Source organism: Brucella pseudogrignonensis (assembly GCF_031454375.1).
Lineage (GTDB): Bacteria > Pseudomonadota > Alphaproteobacteria > Rhizobiales > Rhizobiaceae > Brucella > Brucella pseudogrignonensis_A.
In genome coordinates, this window is the sequence record NZ_JAVDQT010000001.1 from 1,348,700 (window position 1) to 1,363,249 (window position 14,550).

The following is a 14,550-nucleotide window of genomic DNA, read 5'->3' on the forward strand; positions in this document are numbered from 1 at the left end:
CTACGCATAGGCCGCATCAAAGAATGCTTTCTCAAGCTCGACTGCCCGCTGAAAGAAGCTGCGGGACTGCGTGCCGGCGTCAGGCCCAACCCGATCGAGTTCTGAGCGCAGAAATCCGACAAATTCAGAGAAATATGGATTGTCGTGCAACACAATCCACTCTGAAAAAACGAAGCTTTCAGGAAATTCCTTCGGAGCCTTTTGCGCCCAATCCAGATAAAGCCATTCCGCAACCGTCAAAACAGAGAGACATGCAGCATATGAGCCAGATGTTGCGGCCTCGAGCATCAAAGCCTTAAACGCCGCAGTTGGTTGTGCATCCGGTGCGTCGTAACGCTCAGCATCGCTTACATTCAGGCTGGTGAAAGCGCGCTCGAAATATGAATTTTCATCATTGCTGATCATGCCGATGAAGCGACCAAATGTTAACTTCGCTTCCATAGTGTCGCAATTTATGAGCACGCCGCCGAGAAGCGAAAGGAAACAATCAATAAAGCGATGATCCTGTACGAGATAGCGCTTCATCACTTCAGCCGGTACAGAGCCGCGATAGATTTCCTGCACCAAACGGTGATGAACAGCCTGCGACCAGAACGGTTCGGCACTCTGGCGTAAGTTTTCGGAGAATCGTTCCGATGTTTTTTCAGCAACCATCGACATAAGCGGACTTGGCTCCGTATTTGAGTGATTTCAAATAACTTAGCCACCCCTGCTCTTCATCACAATGAAAAGCATCCACACTTGTGCTTTCACAGCACATCTGGAACAACTGCCTTCAACAAGCCACAGAGCAGAAATAAGCGGGCAATATGATCAAAAAAGTGCTTTTCGCCGTCGTTATTATCGCTGTTGCTCTGTTTGGCTATACCAAAGTCATGGCGCGGATTGGCTCTGGGGAGCCGCCGCAGGCAGCGCCTGCTGAACAGCAAGCCGATAGTATCAAAGTCTATAAAAGTGAGCGCCGGATGACCTTGCTTCGCGGCGATGAGGTCATCGGCACCTATCGCATTGCGCTTGGCGGCAATGGCGATGGCGGGCACAAGGCTCGCGAGGGTGATCAGAAAACGCCGGAAGGCAGTTACGTCATCGACTGGCGCAATCCACGCTCAATGGCACATCTGAGTCTGCATGTTTCCTATCCAAATACGGACGACCAGAATGCCGCCGATGCCGCTGGCTACTCACCCGGCGGCAACATCATGATCCACGGCCTGCCAAATGGCTGGGGCCTGCTTGCGCCCGTGCATCATCTCTGGGACTGGACCGATGGTTGCATTGGTGTAACCAATGCTGAAATGCGAGAAATCTGGTCGAAGGTGCCAAACGGCACCCCCATCACCATCACACCTTAAGCTGCCTTCACCGCCCAGCGTTCAATGTCTGCGCTCTGGCCAATCAGCGCCAGACCATTGGCAATCGAATCAAACTGGTTAGAGCTTGTAACCATCGCGTCCGGGAAGCGCTTTTCGAACGCCGTGCGAATGGCGGGTACGAAAGACGTGCCGCCCGTCAGGAACACGCGATCGATGCCATCAAATGTCAGTCCAGCATTTTCAACGGCCTGCTCGACCGAACGTTCAATATTGGCCACGTCTTCGGCAATCCAGTTGTCGAAATCATTGCGGGTTACGTCAGAGCGAATCTCGAAATCGTCCGCCTTGAAGTGCAGTTCGGCTGCACGCTCTGATGACAAACGCACCTTGAGGTTTGAAACAGCGCGATACACCTCATAGCCGTAATCATTCTCGATCAGATTGATAAAATGCTCCAGTGGTTCTGGATCGACAGCATTCTTGGCGAGATCAGTCAGCGCGCGAATAGTGGCTGGCGAGTTCATCAAGAACAGCGTGTTCCAGCGTGCGAAGTTCGCATAATAATGGCGCGGGATCGGCAGACGCTTGCCAAAAGATTTGTATTCGCCGTTTTTGCCAAGCAGCGGCGACACGGCATTGTCGATGATACGATAATCGAAGGTATCGCCAGCGATGCCGAGACCCGTCTGGCTAAGCGGTGTGAAGCTTAAGCCATCTGCGCCAACCTCAAAGCGCACAATCGAAAAGTCGCTCGTACCGCCGCCAAAGTCGGCGACCAGAACAGTCGATTCAGCCTTCAGTTCCTGTGCGTAGAAATAAGCCGCAGCAACTGGTTCATAGACATAATGAATATCCGTAAAACCAAAAGCGCGAAATGCCTTTTCATAGCGCTCCATAGCCAGCGCCTCATCGGGCGTCGCGCCAGCAAAAATGACCGGGCGACCAATGACCACACGATTGCCCTTTGGCGGCAGACGATCACCAAGGCGTGCTGCGACCGATTGCAGGAATGTCTCGAGAATATCCTCGAACTTGAAGCGTTTGCCATAAACCGGGGTGTCGGTGAAGGATTTCTGCGCTGCGAAGGTTTTGAACGATTGCAGCATACGGGTCGAATGCGGCGCATTCACAAAGGCATCCATCGCCCATGGGCCGCTTTCCGATATGCGCTCGCCGGTTTCGCGATCCTGCCAGAAGCAGAGAATCGAGCGATAGCCGGTGACATCAACGCCATCTTTCGGCACGCTCAGAACTGCCGTCGAACCATCGGGGGAAGCCAGCGACAGAACAGTGTTTGTCGTGCCAAAATCGATGCCCATCGTGACACCGCTGAACTGGCTCTCGCTCACTATCGTCATAATCTGCCTCTGGTATTGGGGAATTTCAGGAGGCGGCGGAGTAGCAGACCGATTAGAGTTTCTCAAGGCAAGAAACTTGAATAAGAGACAATCAGAGTTCGCATAACTCATGATTTGAAGGAGCAACCCATGTCGCGCTTTGAAAACACAACCGCAGTCGTAACTGGTGCTGCACGTGGTTTGGGAGCGGCTCTTGCTTTTTCGCTGGCTGAAGCCGGATGCGACGTGGTGCTTTGCGGACGCAGCATGGGCGCGCTTGAAGCAACAGCGCAGAGCATTGCTGAGCATACCGGACGAAAGGTCGAAACCGTTCAGGTCGATCTGGCTGATACCGCGAGTGTTGCGCTTGCTATCGAAGCTATCAAGGCGAAGCATTCCGCAATCGATATTCTCATCAATAATGGTGCGATGTGGCTTGAAGACAGACAGGAAGACTATTCCGAAGCGGAAGTTGCGGGCGTGATCAATGCTGCCGTCACCGGAACATTCCTGTTCACACAGGGGCTGTTGCCGCTTCTGAACGCTTCACCCCAACCGGATATTGTCACCATCGGCTCGATCAGTGGATTGCCCAACGCACCATTGCAGACAGTCTCGATTCCATTCTATGCGGCAAAGCGCGCGCAAGCAGCACTGGCAGACGGTCTGAGACAGAAGCTTGCTGGAACGCCGGTTCGTTCTATCGTCGTGCATCCACCTTATCTGGAAGATGCCTCGCCGCTGGAAGACAACTGGGAAGCCTCAGCTGAACGGCAAAAAGGCCAAGCTGCCACCAGCCGCGATATCGTCGAATCGGTTGTATTTGCCCTCACCCGCCCGCGCCATGTATCGCTATCGATCACCGTCGATGCCGATGAAGGTGGTGTCTTTGGATAAAACGCGCGATAAATTTCAGCTCCGCCGCGATCAGGCCACTGGGCTTGAAGCTGTTGGCGCGCGGTTTCATAGCCATGCCTATGACATGCACTTTCATGATGAATGGCTGGTCGGCGTAACCCATTATGGCGTTCAGGATTTTTTCTGTCGCGGACAAAGACGCCAAAGTACCACCGGCAAGGTCATGCTGATTGAGCCGGGAGAGTTACATGACGGGCAAGCGATCCGGGATGATGGCTTTACCTATTCCATGCTTTATCTGCCGCAATCGCTGCTCAAGCGGGAGATGGGCGGCAGTGATGCCGCAATTGGCTTTCGCAGCACAGTGACCGACGATCCGCATCTGGCCAATGCAATCGCCCGCACTGCAAGCCTGATACTTGATGCTGCGCCGCGTCTTTCTATCGAAGAAGGGCGCGACGAGATTATTGCACTGCTTTGCAACCATCTGGGTCGGGACACACCTAAACCCCACCTGATCTCATCAGATATCTCCGAGCGTGCTATGGAATATCTTCGCGCACATTTTGAGGAAGAGATCGGGCTTGAACAACTGGTCGAAGCCGTAGGCGCAAGCGACCGCTTCGCACTGTCGCGTAGTTTTCGCCGTCGCTATGGCACATCGCTCCACGCATGCCTCGTACAATTGCGACTTGCTGCTGCACGCCGTCTCTTGCGTGAACAGGAAACGCCTGCACAAGCCGCTATGCTGAGCGGCTTTGCCGATCAGAGCCATATGGGGCGGTGGTTCCGGCGGACCTATGGACTGACCCCGGCACAATATCGCCGAGGACGCACAAACGTTCCAGATTTGGCGCGCTAGTCGCGCTATCCGCTCCTTTTTAATGAGGAACGGATCATGATTTTCGATACAAAAATCGCCATTCTGGTAGAGGGCGATTTGCAGATGTGGCAAAAACTTAATGTCACCGCGTTTCTTGCATCAGGCATTGCCGGTGCCGCTTTCCATGCGATGGGCGAACCATATGTCGATGCAAATGGCCGGTCACATGCACGTCTGCTCGGTCAGCCAATAGTTATCTTTTCAGCGAGTCTCGATATTCTCCAACGGGCATGGCAACAGTCATTGCAGCGGGACCTGACCCGCGCCGCCTATGTCCGGGCAATGTTTGAAACCGGACACGATGTCGCCAATCGCGAAGTTTTCCGCGCAGACAATGCCGATACGCCTGATCTGGTCGGGCTGGCGCTCTATGGCCCAAAGAAAGACATCGACAAAGCGATCAAGGGTGCCCAACTTCACCCTTGATTTATGAGATTATTGTGGCCGCAAGAAACGCGTGATCATCGTGGTCAGCAGCTTGCGGCTTTCCTCAAAGCTTGCATCCGGCACCATCAAAGGCAGCATGGGGGCGGAATCCAGCACCGCAATCAACATCGCACTCGTATGTTCGACATTCAGCGATGGATCGACTTCGCCACGCGCCTGTCCTGCTTTCAATGTATCCGCCAGCATTTTGCGAATGCTGGCTGTGTTGCTTCGCAGAATTTCCTTTACGCGCTCGCTTCGTCCCGCTTCTGACAGAAGCTCAAACAGGATGCGGCAATGATCGACCTCATTCCAGCCGCTCATACCCCAGAGCTCTGACAGCAACACGGTGGCTGTGTCCTGCCCTTCCGGGTGGCTTGCAAAATCTCCATGCAACTTACGCAGATATTCATCTGCCATCTGCTCAACGATTTCCTCCTTGCTGGAGAAATAGTGGTAGAGATGGCCGGGGCTGATTTCCGCCTCCTTACAGATTTTTGCAATGGATGCGCCCTGCAATCCTTCGCGCAGAAAACAGCGATGGGCAGCTTCCAGAATCTCCAGCCGCTTCTCTTCATGTTTTTCCGGATTGACGGTGCGAACCATTCACATCTCCATAAATAGATCAATCATTCTAATTATGCTTGACACTGGATCGAACATAAATAGAGTGAACACTCGAATATAACATTCTGCCTCGGCAGAACCATCTAAAACAGAAGTCCAGACGAAATGTCACGCCCGAAAATCTCAATTCGGGTGATGGGTTTTGTCATGCCCAATCTGAGAATTCGCATCATGAATATCCGCTCCGTCTTCACCACTGGCCTTGCATTCTTGCTGGCTGCATTTTTCGTGTTCGGCGCTTATGGCAATTTCTTGCTTTCACCGCAGAACGCGGCCTCCTATGCCCGCTGGGGCTATCCGGACTGGTTTCATTATATAACCGCTACGCTGGAATTGGCGGCCGCAGCATTGTTAATCAACCCACCTACACGCAAAACCGGCGCTGCAATTGGCGCTTTGGTCATGGTCGCAGCAAGTCTCACAACGCTTTTTCACGCCGAATATGATCACGCGATTGCACCTCTGATCGTGCTCACCGTGTCGCTGCTGGTGCTATTTTTGTCGCAACGAGACGGCTCACAAAACTAATTCAAGCTCTGCATTATGGAGAACTACAATGACTGGACTCTCACACGAGGCCGGAAGCCTCGACACGTCCTCAGCCAGCTGGGCTGATCTCTTTTCAGGCCCGCACCTCGCCGTTGTTTCTGTCATGGCGGGCGGCATTCTGCTCTATGCAATGAACCTTTATTTCACGGCAGCACTGATGCCTTCCATCGTGATGGATATTGGCGGGCAACAGTTTTACGCTTGGGTTACAACAGGTTTTGTCATTGCAGCCATTGTTGCATCGCTTTTCGTCAGCCGCGTACTCGACTGGAAAGGTGCAGCTTCGGCCTATGTCATCGCCTTCACAATATTTACTCTTGGAGCCTTCGGCGCTGCGATCAGCCCGACAATGGAATTGTTGATAGTGGCCCGCATTATTCAGGGGCTGGGAGGCGGCCTGCTGGCCGGTCTTGGCTATGCGGTGATCCGATCTGCCCTGCCTGAAAAGCTCTGGGCGCGGGCGACGGGTATTGTCTCTGCAATGTGGGGGGTTGGCACACTGTTCGGCCCGTCAATAGGTGGCTTGTTTGCAGAATTTGGTTTGTGGCGATGGGCCTATGCTGCACTGGCAGTGGCCGCACTTCTGCTGGCGCTCATTGCCCGCGGGTCATTCAGACAGGCCAAGACAAGCGGCTATCGCGCGCCAATACCTTTTGCTTCGCTTGTCCCACTATTGCTTGCAATTATTACGATCAGCATCAGCTCTGTTCTGCCAATCGGTCTACCGACACTGATTACAATCGGCATTGGAATTATGCTGCTGATCGTCTTCGTTCTGATTGAACGCAGTGCCACAAACACGATCCTGCCACGCATAACCTATCTGCCGGGCAATTCACTCAAATGGACTTATCTGACCGTCGCGGCATTGAGTGCTGGCGTCATGCTCGAAAATTTCATTCCGCTATTCAGTCAGCAACTCGCAGGTCTTAGCCCACTGCTTGCCGGACTATTGGGCGCAGTTCTGTCACTCGCTTGGGTAATTGCACAGCTCTTTGCAGTATCGATCAATTCAAAAACAACCCGCCGCCGTGCCATTCGTCTCGGCCCTTTGTTATTGGCAGTTGGCTTGATTGCCTTTAGCCTGCTCCTCACCGATCAGGCATCAACGCCGACAATTCTGTTGTGGACGCTGGCACTTGGTGTTGCGGGTATCGGCATTGGCATCTCGTGGCCCCTGCTTGGCGTTGCAGCCATGAGCAGTACCAACGATCCGGCTGAGGGCGGCAAAGCGGCAGCCGCAATCACAACCACGCAGCTCATCGCGTTCTCGATCACATCCGCACTCGCCGGGACTTTGATGAGCGCAGGCGATGGCACGGCGCTTAACGCCGCGAGCAACGTATCGCTTGGCATTGCGGCTCTATGTGTGATGGGGGTTGCTTCCGCAGGATTGGCTACACGCAAGCCCAAGTAAGAGAAAAGCCCGGTCTCGCGACCGGGCTTTTGCTTATTTCTTCTTCTTTGCACGACCTGCGAACGGATTTTCCGATGTCGTCAGCGACAAGCGGATCGGCACGCCCGGCATATCGAAAGTTTCACGCAGACCATTGACCATATAGCGCACGTAAGACTGTGGCATCGCATCAGGGCGCGAACAGTTCACGACAAAGCCCGGAGGACGGGTCTTCACCTGCGTCATATATTTGACCTTCAGGCGGCGACCAGAAACAGCCGGTGGTGGCTGGTGTGCAATAACGCCAGCAAGCCAGCGGTTGAGGCGACCCGTCGAAATACGGCGGTTCCAGATCTCATGGGTTTTGACAAGGTTTTCCATAAGCTTGTCGAGACCCTGACCGCGTTCGCCAGAGATAGGCACAGCGCGGATACCACGCACCTGCGGCAGTAGACGTGCGGTCTTTTCATGAAGATCAGCCAGAACCATTTGGCGGTCTTCAATCAGATCCCACTTGTTAAACGCGATGATCGGCGCACGGCCTTCGCGGATAATCAGATCGGCAATCTGCAAATCCTGCTTTTCAAACGGGATCGTCGCATCGAGAACGATGATCACAACTTCAGCAAAGCGAATAGCGCGCAAGCCATCGGCAACCGAAAGCTTCTCAAGCTTTTCCTGAACGCGTGATTTGCGGCGCAGACCAGCGGTATCATAAAGCTTGATCTTGCGGCCGCGCCATTCCCAATCGACCGAAATCGAATCGCGTGTGATGCCAGCTTCCGGACCTGTCAGCAGACGGTCTTCGCCAAGCATCGTATTGATCATCGTCGACTTGCCTGCATTCGGACGTCCGACAATGGCAATACGCAGCGGCTTGGTCGTGTCGTAAGCCGGAATTTCTTCTTCATCCGGGTCTTCGATGTCGTCGCCGATCAGCTCACCAACAGCCTTTGGTGTGAAGACTTCGTCGGCTTCTTCCTCTTCGCGTTCATCCGCGAAAACGCGCTCTTCACCCAAAAGCTCGACAATCGCATCACGCAGATCAGGCATGCCCTGACCATGTTCAGCGGAAATCGCGCAAGGCTCACCCAGACCAAGCTGGAACGCATCGTAAAGACCCGACTGTGCGCCGCGTGCTTCTGATTTGTTTGCCACCAGCACAACTGGACGGTTCGAGCGACGGACCAGTTCTGCAAAGGTTGCGTCAGTCGGCGTTACACCGGCTTTGGCGTCAACGACAAAGAGGATCGCATCGGCTTCCTGAATGGCTGCTTCGGTCTGTGCGCGCATGCGCGCTTCCAGACTGTCATTGGCAGCGTCTTCCAAACCAGCCGTATCGATAACCTGAAACTTCAGATCATAGAGCTTTGCATCATGAATGCGCCGGTCGCGCGTAACGCCCGGCAAGTCATCGACCAGCGCCAGCTTACGGCCGACGAGGCGATTAAACAGTGTGGACTTGCCGACATTGGGACGCCCGACGATGGCGAGAGTGAAACCCATAGGTTCGTATTACTCCGAAATTAGTGTAGCTCAGCCCTGAGCTTCTGGCACAGTGATGCCAGCGCCGCGCATGAGATCAAGCATTGTGTTGGCGCGCTGGCGGATATTCGCCGGGGCCAGTGTATCATTGGCAATCTGCTGATAGAGCTTGGCAGCATCGTCGAAACGCTCTGCCTTCCATGCTGCAAGACCGAGCGTCTCGCGCGCGCTGGAGCGCATTGGATTGCCATCTGCCGAAAGCGTTTCAACGCGCTTTGCGACATCATCATAAGAACCAGAATCAACCAGCAGATAAGCTGCACGCAGGCGCGCTATATCACGCATCGGCGCTGGAATTGCATTATCAGCGGCAACCGCATCAAAGGCTGCAACAGCCGCAGTCGCATCACCCTTTGCAGCCAAGACCGAAGCCGAACGCAGACGTGCCAGCACCGGATAAGAACCGTAGCCGGTCTTTTCCAGATCATCGAGCGCTGCAATTGCCTCATCGTTCTTTCCGGCTGCGGCCAGATCAAGCGCTGCGAGGAACTTGTCACCAGCCGCGTTTGCCTTACCATCAGCCCAGTGCTGATAGCCAACCCAGCCAGCTGTACCGATAACGATTGCAACAGCCGCACCGATAACGATGGGGCCAAAGTTTTTCCAAACTTGCTTCGCCCGTTCCGAACGGAGTTCCTCGTTTACCTCGCGGATGAAACTGTCGTCTGCCATGGACCTGCCACTCTGAGTGGAGCGCATTATGTATAATGCCGCGCTCTTAAAACCGTTGATCTTAATTTGTATGTTCTGGCGCTTTTAATCGGAATTCGCTTGAGATGTAAGACCCGAGAGCGAAATAAGCTGCACCTTAACCGAACAATCTGTATTTGTGTCTGAGCTTTGCCTTATTCAACAGCTAAAGCTTGTGGCGGCTACTCCTATCCACCCACTCGCTTTAGCTATTTTATTTTGCGCATGTCGTTATCGGAAAACCGGTTCCCACTTTTCCGCGACATGCGTTGACGCAACCTTTCCCCCCATACTGGCGTTCATCATCCCATGCGTGTTCTTTCTTCCATTGTCGCCCTTTCAGCATCACTTGCCTTTGTCACAAATCCGGTTCAGGCGGAAACGTCCAAGCCACAATATGTGCTGATTTCGTTTGATGGCGCGCATGACAACAAGCTATGGACCCGCTCGCGGGAACTGGCGAAACGCAACAATGCGCATTTCACCTATTTTCTGTCCTGCGTTTTCCTGATGGAAAAGAAAAGTCGCCGCGATTACCAGCCGCCGCATAAGCGCGCCGGTGCGTCCAATGTCGGCTTTGCTTTGAGCCATGATGAAGTTGTGACGCGGCTTGGCAATATCTGGCAGGCGCATCTCGAAGGCAATGAAATTGCGAGTCATGGCTGCGGCCATTTTGACGGAACCGATTGGTCAACCGCCGACTGGGATAAGGAAATCAAAGAATTTCGCCGCATTACTGCCGATGCCTACAAGAATAACGGCATTGAAGGCGAACCGGAAGGCTGGCAAGAACTGGCACGCCACGGCATTAATGGTTTTCGTGCCCCCTATCTTGCGGCATCAAAACCTGTGCAGGATGCACTGAAATCGGAAGGGTTCCGTTATCAGGCATCATCCATCACGCGCGGGCCCGAACTGCCGCAGATCAGCGGCGCATTTGCTTCCTTTGGTCTGCCGCTTATTCCCGAAGGCCCATCACAGCGGCCTATCGTTGGCATGGATTACAATCTCTATGTTCGCCATTCCAAGGGCAAGGAAGCGCCTGCACAGGCCGCACAGTTTGAAGAACGCACCTATAATGCGTTCCGTGCCGCGTTTGAAAAACAATATGATGGCGAGCGCATCCCGCTCCAGCTTGGTTTCCATTTTGTGCTGATGAATGACGGTGCATACTGGCGTGCAATGGAACGGCTTGTGTCCGAAGTCTGCAACAAGCCAGACGTCAAATGCACAACCTATAATGATTATCTCAACAGCATTGGCGCTCCGGGCGGTAACCCGCCCGAAAGCAACTCCCAGGCATTATGACGTCAGGCCAAGGTTTTCCTGATCGAGCGTCGGCAAAGGCTCATCATAGATCACCGCTTCAAAGCCGCGCAGACGTTTATAGATCGACAGAAGTTCGATAATTGTCGTCCATGAGTTGACCAGGTACTGGAACGAGCCACGCACCTGATCAAACACGTTGAGTATCTGGTTCATCAGACCCAGAGTCAGTTTGCCAGCAACAATGGACGGAACCAGAATAAGCGTCGGGAAAATATTATCGGCCTGTAGATAGAAGATACGGGCGACGTTGAAATAGACGTAGTGGAAGTAAAGCCGGAAATAGTTCTGGCGGACATTGAAGAACAGCTCACCCATGGTCAGCGGATGCGCGCGATCCGTATGATCCTCGCCATAGACCAGCTCTTTACGATAGGCAGCTTCCACACGCTGATTGTTGAATTCCAGTCCCGGCAACTTGATGCCAACCAGCGCCAGAAAGCCCGTGCCAAACAGCGCCCAGATAATCGCAGCCCAAACCAGCGCATGAGGCACCATGCCGATGATCGGCAATTCGCTGACCTTATCGGAGAATGAAAACAGCACGGGAAGGAACGCGATCAGCGTCATGATAGCCTTGATCAGGTTCACCCCAAGCTGCTCAAGCGTAGTAGAAAACCGCATCGTGTCTTCCTGCACACGCTGCGCTGCACCTTCAACCGAGCGCAGTTTTGGCCAATGGCTCATGTAAAAATCATTCATCGCCGTGCGCCAGCGGAAGATATAATGGCTGATGAAAAACGCGCTCAACACGCTGATCGTTACGGCAATAAAGGCGATACCCGCAAAATCCAGCATGCTCCAGTAGAAGTCTGCTGCCTGAACTGCTCCCGGTTTGGCCAGTGCATTCTGCACCATATCGTAGAACGGACCATACCAGGCGTTGACAGCGACACTGACCTGCACACTGAAATAGGTCGTGAACAGGATAAGACCTGAACCCAAAATCGACCAGCGTTGCCAACGATGTGGGGCGAATAAGGACCAGAAAGCGTAAAACGCAAAAACCGCCACCGCGAAATATATATAGAACCACAGAAAAGGTGCTGACCAGAAAACGCTAGCACCAATAATCGGGGCTGCATCAACGGCAGCAGGCGGCAAACCAATCAGATGTCCAAGGTTTGCACCGCCCTGATACCATCCCAGCACCGCCAGAAGGCTCCAGAACAACACAGAAGAGAAGAATAGCTTCGGGCGCGGGAAAAAGGATACGAACATCGGAGTTAATTCCAAAAATCAATGTTTTCGCAATTAACTCCTGCGACCTCATATTTGCCAGTTAAATAATTGTAAGGTTTCCCGTCACTTGGCAGCTTTGCCAGCAGCGAGGCCGATCACGGCTGTTACAACCAATGCAAAGGCCGCAACAAGGCTGGGCAGTGTAAACGAGCCAAAGTGCTGCGCCATAAAGCCTGCGACCAGCGGTCCAGCAATCTGACCGATGCTGAAGCAGACTGTCATGCGCGCCAGAGCACGTTTTGGTGATTGAGGTGCCAGCACACGGGCAGCCTGAAGGCCAAATGCAGTCAGCGCCATAAAAGTTATACCCAACAGCGCGCCACCAATCAGTGGACCCCAAGGTGGAGAAAGCAAAACGCTTGCCGCAACACCCACCGCCTCAATGAGGGCCGTGATTGCAAAGGCTGTAAACAGACCGAATTTGCGGATCGCGGGCGACCACAACCAAATCGATGGTGCAGCACAAAGCCCCGTCAGCACCCACACGCCTGCTTCCATCAATCCACCGCCCTCATTGGCGCGGACAATCGCGATGATGAAAGTTGCCGTGATCACGTAGCCAAAGCCAAAAATGCCATAAGCGAGCGCTATCGCATTGAAAGCAAAGCTATTCGGCAGCGCAGGTTCACGCTTACCATTATTCCCGCCAATCGGGCCTTCTTTAACCAAAAAGACCACGCAAACAGCCAGAACTGCACTTAAAACAGCCGCACCAATCCAGTCGGCGCGCCAGTCGAAGCCGAGAAAACGGACCGCTGCGACCATAATGGCAGACAGCGCGATACCAGCACCCACACCGCCAAAATGCAGTGCTCCAAACCCCGGCCTTTCCGCCTTCGTGATGTGACTCAACACAATTGCAGTGGCTAAAATCATTGTTACAGCGCTGATAAATCCGGCTGCAAAGCGAATGATTGAGAAAAGCCAGACGCCATCGACCATCGCCATGAGCGCACAAAGGACGGCGCTGATAATCAGGCCAGTCAACACACTTGCGCGCTCGATTCCCGCTGACCAGCCATAGCCCGCAACAATCGCTCCGAGCAGATAACCCACGTAATTGGCCGAAGCGATAAAGCCTGCATCAGCAGCATTGAAGCTTACATCTACCATCATACCGGGCAAGATCGGTGTGTAGATGAAACGGCCAATGCCCATCACCGCAATCATGGCAAAAAAGCCGCCAAGGGCATAGCGAAGGGCAGATGTGTGCTTGTATATCTGGGGGATTGTCTTATTCATGACGCGGAAAATACGCTTCGTTTCTTGGCATACAATTGAATTTTTCTGATGGGATCAATCACAGAAATTCAGTTCAACTTTCCGGCATCGGCTTGCGCACCGGAACGCTATCCGGTTGGGCGGAATGCAGAAAGTGCAACAGCGTTTCATTGACCGACTGCAAGCGAAAAGCCGTATCGCGCCAGCTAAAATCAATGTCTTGTGGCACAGGTGGCAAACGCTCCGGCACCTCCCCCTCTTCGAGATTACAATTATGAATAACTGCTTGCAGAGACTGCGCAACCCACTCAGGCGGCTGAGCTTCTTTCTTGCGTAGCGCATTGCCAAGCGCTTCGCCGAACAGCAAGGCGGATGCATACAGACGAATGCCGCGGCGATCATAGCGACCTGCCATTTCGCTGACTTCGCGCGCGACAAGCCGCCCACGCAATGACCAGCGGGCATTGGAACGAGCCAATGCTATGCCGTCGCCTAGCGCATTGACCGCTCGTTGCGCTCGCGTGAACTGATTGATTGCGCTTTGCGCATGCACAACATCACGCTTTTCCAGCGCAGTTGCCGACTGCTTGAGACCTTTCAGGATATTATCGACCAAGCCGCGAACGGCGCGATCAATCAGCCTGACAGGATCGGGCGTCACCAATATCTGGCTGAACAACAGCCCAACACCCGCCCCCACCAGAACATCAATAAGCCGTGTCATTCCAGCGACTTGCGGTCCCATAGCCAGCACAAGAATAGCCGAAACGCCTGATTGAATAGCGATGGCAGGAGCCAGACCAAAAGTCGTTGCAATCACCATAGCGACGCAAGTGGCAATGCTCATATGCAGGACCATGATCGTATCCGGCACGAAGAGAGATAACTCACCGACAATCACACCGGTGGTCACGCCCGCGATGACGCCAATCGCCTGTTTGCCATGATTGGGCAGGTTCGGCGCAAGGCAGATAACCGCCGTCACCATCGCAAAAACAGGGCGCGGCTGGCCAAGCATCCACTGGCAGATAAGCCATGCAACCGCACCACCAATGGAAGCGATCAGCGCATCGCGCCAACTCACCGACCATTGCTGAAAAACTCTGTTAAGCCGTTGATGCATGAATGGCCTGCCCT

15 protein-coding genes are annotated in these 14,550 nt (G+C 53.6%); 7 read left to right on the forward strand and 8 right to left on the reverse strand.

The features are described from left to right. Positions 1–660 carry a TenA family protein gene (locus J2782_RS06845; RefSeq protein WP_310010850.1) on the reverse strand — a complete coding sequence of 220 codons (660 nt, stop codon included), beginning with the start codon at positions 658–660 and terminating at the stop codon, positions 1–3. 149 nt (positions 661–809) lie between these two features. Here J2782_RS06845 and J2782_RS06850 point away from each other — a divergent pair, with 149 nt between their 5' ends. After that, a complete protein-coding gene (locus J2782_RS06850) occupies positions 810–1,352 on the forward strand; it encodes a L,D-transpeptidase family protein (RefSeq protein ID WP_310010851.1) in 543 nt (180 codons plus the stop codon). Here the strand turns inward: J2782_RS06850 and J2782_RS06855 are convergent. Next, a complete protein-coding gene (locus tag J2782_RS06855; protein WP_310010852.1) occupies positions 1,349–2,671 on the reverse strand; it encodes an Hsp70 family protein in 1,323 nt (440 codons plus the stop codon). The genes J2782_RS06850 and J2782_RS06855 overlap by 4 nt on opposite strands. Positions 2,672–2,800: 129 nt before the next feature. On the opposite strand from J2782_RS06855, the gene J2782_RS06860 reads away from it, so the two are divergent. The 3 genes from J2782_RS06860 to J2782_RS06870 are packed head-to-tail and all read left to right on the forward strand — an operon-like array spanning position 2,801 to position 4,817. Continuing rightward, entirely contained in the window at positions 2,801–3,547 is a 747-nt protein-coding gene (locus J2782_RS06860; protein WP_310010853.1) for an SDR family oxidoreductase, read from the forward strand. Further along, positions 3,540–4,370 (forward strand): AraC family transcriptional regulator, encoded by an 831-nt coding sequence (locus tag J2782_RS06865; protein WP_310010854.1) that lies wholly within the window; start codon positions 3,540–3,542, stop codon positions 4,368–4,370. The genes J2782_RS06860 and J2782_RS06865 overlap by 8 nt, the downstream gene beginning before the upstream one ends. 36 nt (positions 4,371–4,406) lie before the next feature. Then, on the forward strand, positions 4,407–4,817 hold the full coding sequence (locus J2782_RS06870; RefSeq protein WP_310010855.1) for a DUF2000 domain-containing protein: 411 nt from the start codon (positions 4,407–4,409) through the stop codon (positions 4,815–4,817). A gap of 9 nt (positions 4,818–4,826) precedes the next feature. Here the strand turns inward: J2782_RS06870 and J2782_RS06875 are convergent, their stop codons facing one another. Next, complete coding sequence (locus tag J2782_RS06875; protein WP_310010856.1) at positions 4,827–5,423, reverse strand: TetR/AcrR family transcriptional regulator; 597 nt, start codon at positions 5,421–5,423, stop codon at positions 4,827–4,829. Positions 5,424–5,591: 168 nt separating this feature from the next. Here J2782_RS06875 and J2782_RS06880 point away from each other — a divergent pair, with 168 nt between their 5' ends. Together J2782_RS06880 and J2782_RS06885 are read left to right on the forward strand one after the other, a co-directional pair. Beyond that, complete coding sequence (locus J2782_RS06880; protein ID WP_310010857.1) at positions 5,592–5,972, forward strand: DoxX family protein; 381 nt, start codon at positions 5,592–5,594, stop codon at positions 5,970–5,972. Positions 5,973–6,000: 28 nt separating this feature from the next. Then, positions 6,001–7,410 carry an MFS transporter gene (locus tag J2782_RS06885; RefSeq protein WP_310010858.1) on the forward strand — a complete coding sequence of 470 codons (1,410 nt, stop codon included), beginning with the start codon at positions 6,001–6,003 and terminating at the stop codon, positions 7,408–7,410. 33 nt (positions 7,411–7,443) lie between these two features. Here J2782_RS06885 and der read toward each other — a convergent pair whose 3' ends face one another. Both der and J2782_RS06895 read right to left on the reverse strand, forming a co-directional pair. Next, positions 7,444–8,895 carry a ribosome biogenesis GTPase Der gene (gene der, locus J2782_RS06890; protein ID WP_310010859.1) on the reverse strand — a complete coding sequence of 484 codons (1,452 nt, stop codon included), beginning with the start codon at positions 8,893–8,895 and terminating at the stop codon, positions 7,444–7,446. 30 nt (positions 8,896–8,925) lie between these two features. Next, positions 8,926–9,606 (reverse strand): tetratricopeptide repeat protein, encoded by a 681-nt coding sequence (locus J2782_RS06895; RefSeq protein WP_310010860.1) that lies wholly within the window; start codon positions 9,604–9,606, stop codon positions 8,926–8,928. A gap of 327 nt (positions 9,607–9,933) precedes the next feature. On the opposite strand from J2782_RS06895, the gene J2782_RS06900 reads away from it, so the two are divergent. Beyond that, complete coding sequence (locus J2782_RS06900; protein ID WP_310010861.1) at positions 9,934–10,932, forward strand: polysaccharide deacetylase family protein; 999 nt, start codon at positions 9,934–9,936, stop codon at positions 10,930–10,932. On the opposite strand, the gene sbmA is transcribed toward J2782_RS06900, so the two are convergent. The 3 genes from sbmA to J2782_RS06915 form a co-directional block, all read right to left on the reverse strand. After that, the gene (gene sbmA, locus J2782_RS06905) at positions 10,927–12,171 is read right to left on the reverse strand and encodes a peptide antibiotic transporter SbmA (protein ID WP_310010862.1); all 1,245 of its coding nucleotides are present in this window, start codon (positions 12,169–12,171) and stop codon (positions 10,927–10,929) included. The two genes, J2782_RS06900 and sbmA, sit on opposite strands and share 6 nt — an antisense overlap. An 84-nt stretch (positions 12,172–12,255) precedes the next feature. Beyond that, the gene (locus J2782_RS06910) at positions 12,256–13,434 is read right to left on the reverse strand and encodes a YbfB/YjiJ family MFS transporter (protein WP_310010863.1); all 1,179 of its coding nucleotides are present in this window, start codon (positions 13,432–13,434) and stop codon (positions 12,256–12,258) included. A 73-nt stretch (positions 13,435–13,507) separates the two neighbouring features. Then, a complete protein-coding gene (locus J2782_RS06915) occupies positions 13,508–14,536 on the reverse strand; it encodes an FUSC family protein (protein WP_310010864.1) in 1,029 nt (342 codons plus the stop codon). Positions 14,537–14,550: the final 14 nt, after the last annotated feature.

What these genes read in the sequence shown, in the direction of transcription:
- J2782_RS06880 (WP_310010857.1), top strand. Translation starts at nt 5,592, where the DNA reads ATGCCCAATCTGAGAATTCGCATCATGAATATCCGCTCCGTCTTCACC.
- J2782_RS06860 (WP_310010853.1), top strand. Translation starts at nt 2,801, where the DNA reads ATGTCGCGCTTTGAAAACACAACCGCAGTCGTAACTGGTGCTGCACGT.
- J2782_RS06915 (WP_310010864.1), bottom strand. Translation starts at nt 14,536, where the DNA reads ATGCATCAACGGCTTAACAGAGTTTTTCAGCAATGGTCGGTGAGTTGG.
- J2782_RS06845 (WP_310010850.1), bottom strand. Translation starts at nt 660, where the DNA reads ATGTCGATGGTTGCTGAAAAAACATCGGAACGATTCTCCGAAAACTTA.
- sbmA (WP_310010862.1), bottom strand. Translation starts at nt 12,171, where the DNA reads ATGTTCGTATCCTTTTTCCCGCGCCCGAAGCTATTCTTCTCTTCTGTG.
- der (WP_310010859.1), bottom strand. Translation starts at nt 8,895, where the DNA reads ATGGGTTTCACTCTCGCCATCGTCGGGCGTCCCAATGTCGGCAAGTCC.
- J2782_RS06885 (WP_310010858.1), top strand. Translation starts at nt 6,001, where the DNA reads ATGACTGGACTCTCACACGAGGCCGGAAGCCTCGACACGTCCTCAGCC.
- J2782_RS06870 (WP_310010855.1), top strand. Translation starts at nt 4,407, where the DNA reads ATGATTTTCGATACAAAAATCGCCATTCTGGTAGAGGGCGATTTGCAG.
- J2782_RS06850 (WP_310010851.1), top strand. Translation starts at nt 810, where the DNA reads ATGATCAAAAAAGTGCTTTTCGCCGTCGTTATTATCGCTGTTGCTCTG.
- J2782_RS06875 (WP_310010856.1), bottom strand. Translation starts at nt 5,423, where the DNA reads ATGGTTCGCACCGTCAATCCGGAAAAACATGAAGAGAAGCGGCTGGAG.
- J2782_RS06900 (WP_310010861.1), top strand. Translation starts at nt 9,934, where the DNA reads ATGCGTGTTCTTTCTTCCATTGTCGCCCTTTCAGCATCACTTGCCTTT.
- J2782_RS06895 (WP_310010860.1), bottom strand. Translation starts at nt 9,606, where the DNA reads ATGGCAGACGACAGTTTCATCCGCGAGGTAAACGAGGAACTCCGTTCG.
- J2782_RS06855 (WP_310010852.1), bottom strand. Translation starts at nt 2,671, where the DNA reads ATGACGATAGTGAGCGAGAGCCAGTTCAGCGGTGTCACGATGGGCATC.
- J2782_RS06910 (WP_310010863.1), bottom strand. Translation starts at nt 13,434, where the DNA reads ATGAATAAGACAATCCCCCAGATATACAAGCACACATCTGCCCTTCGC.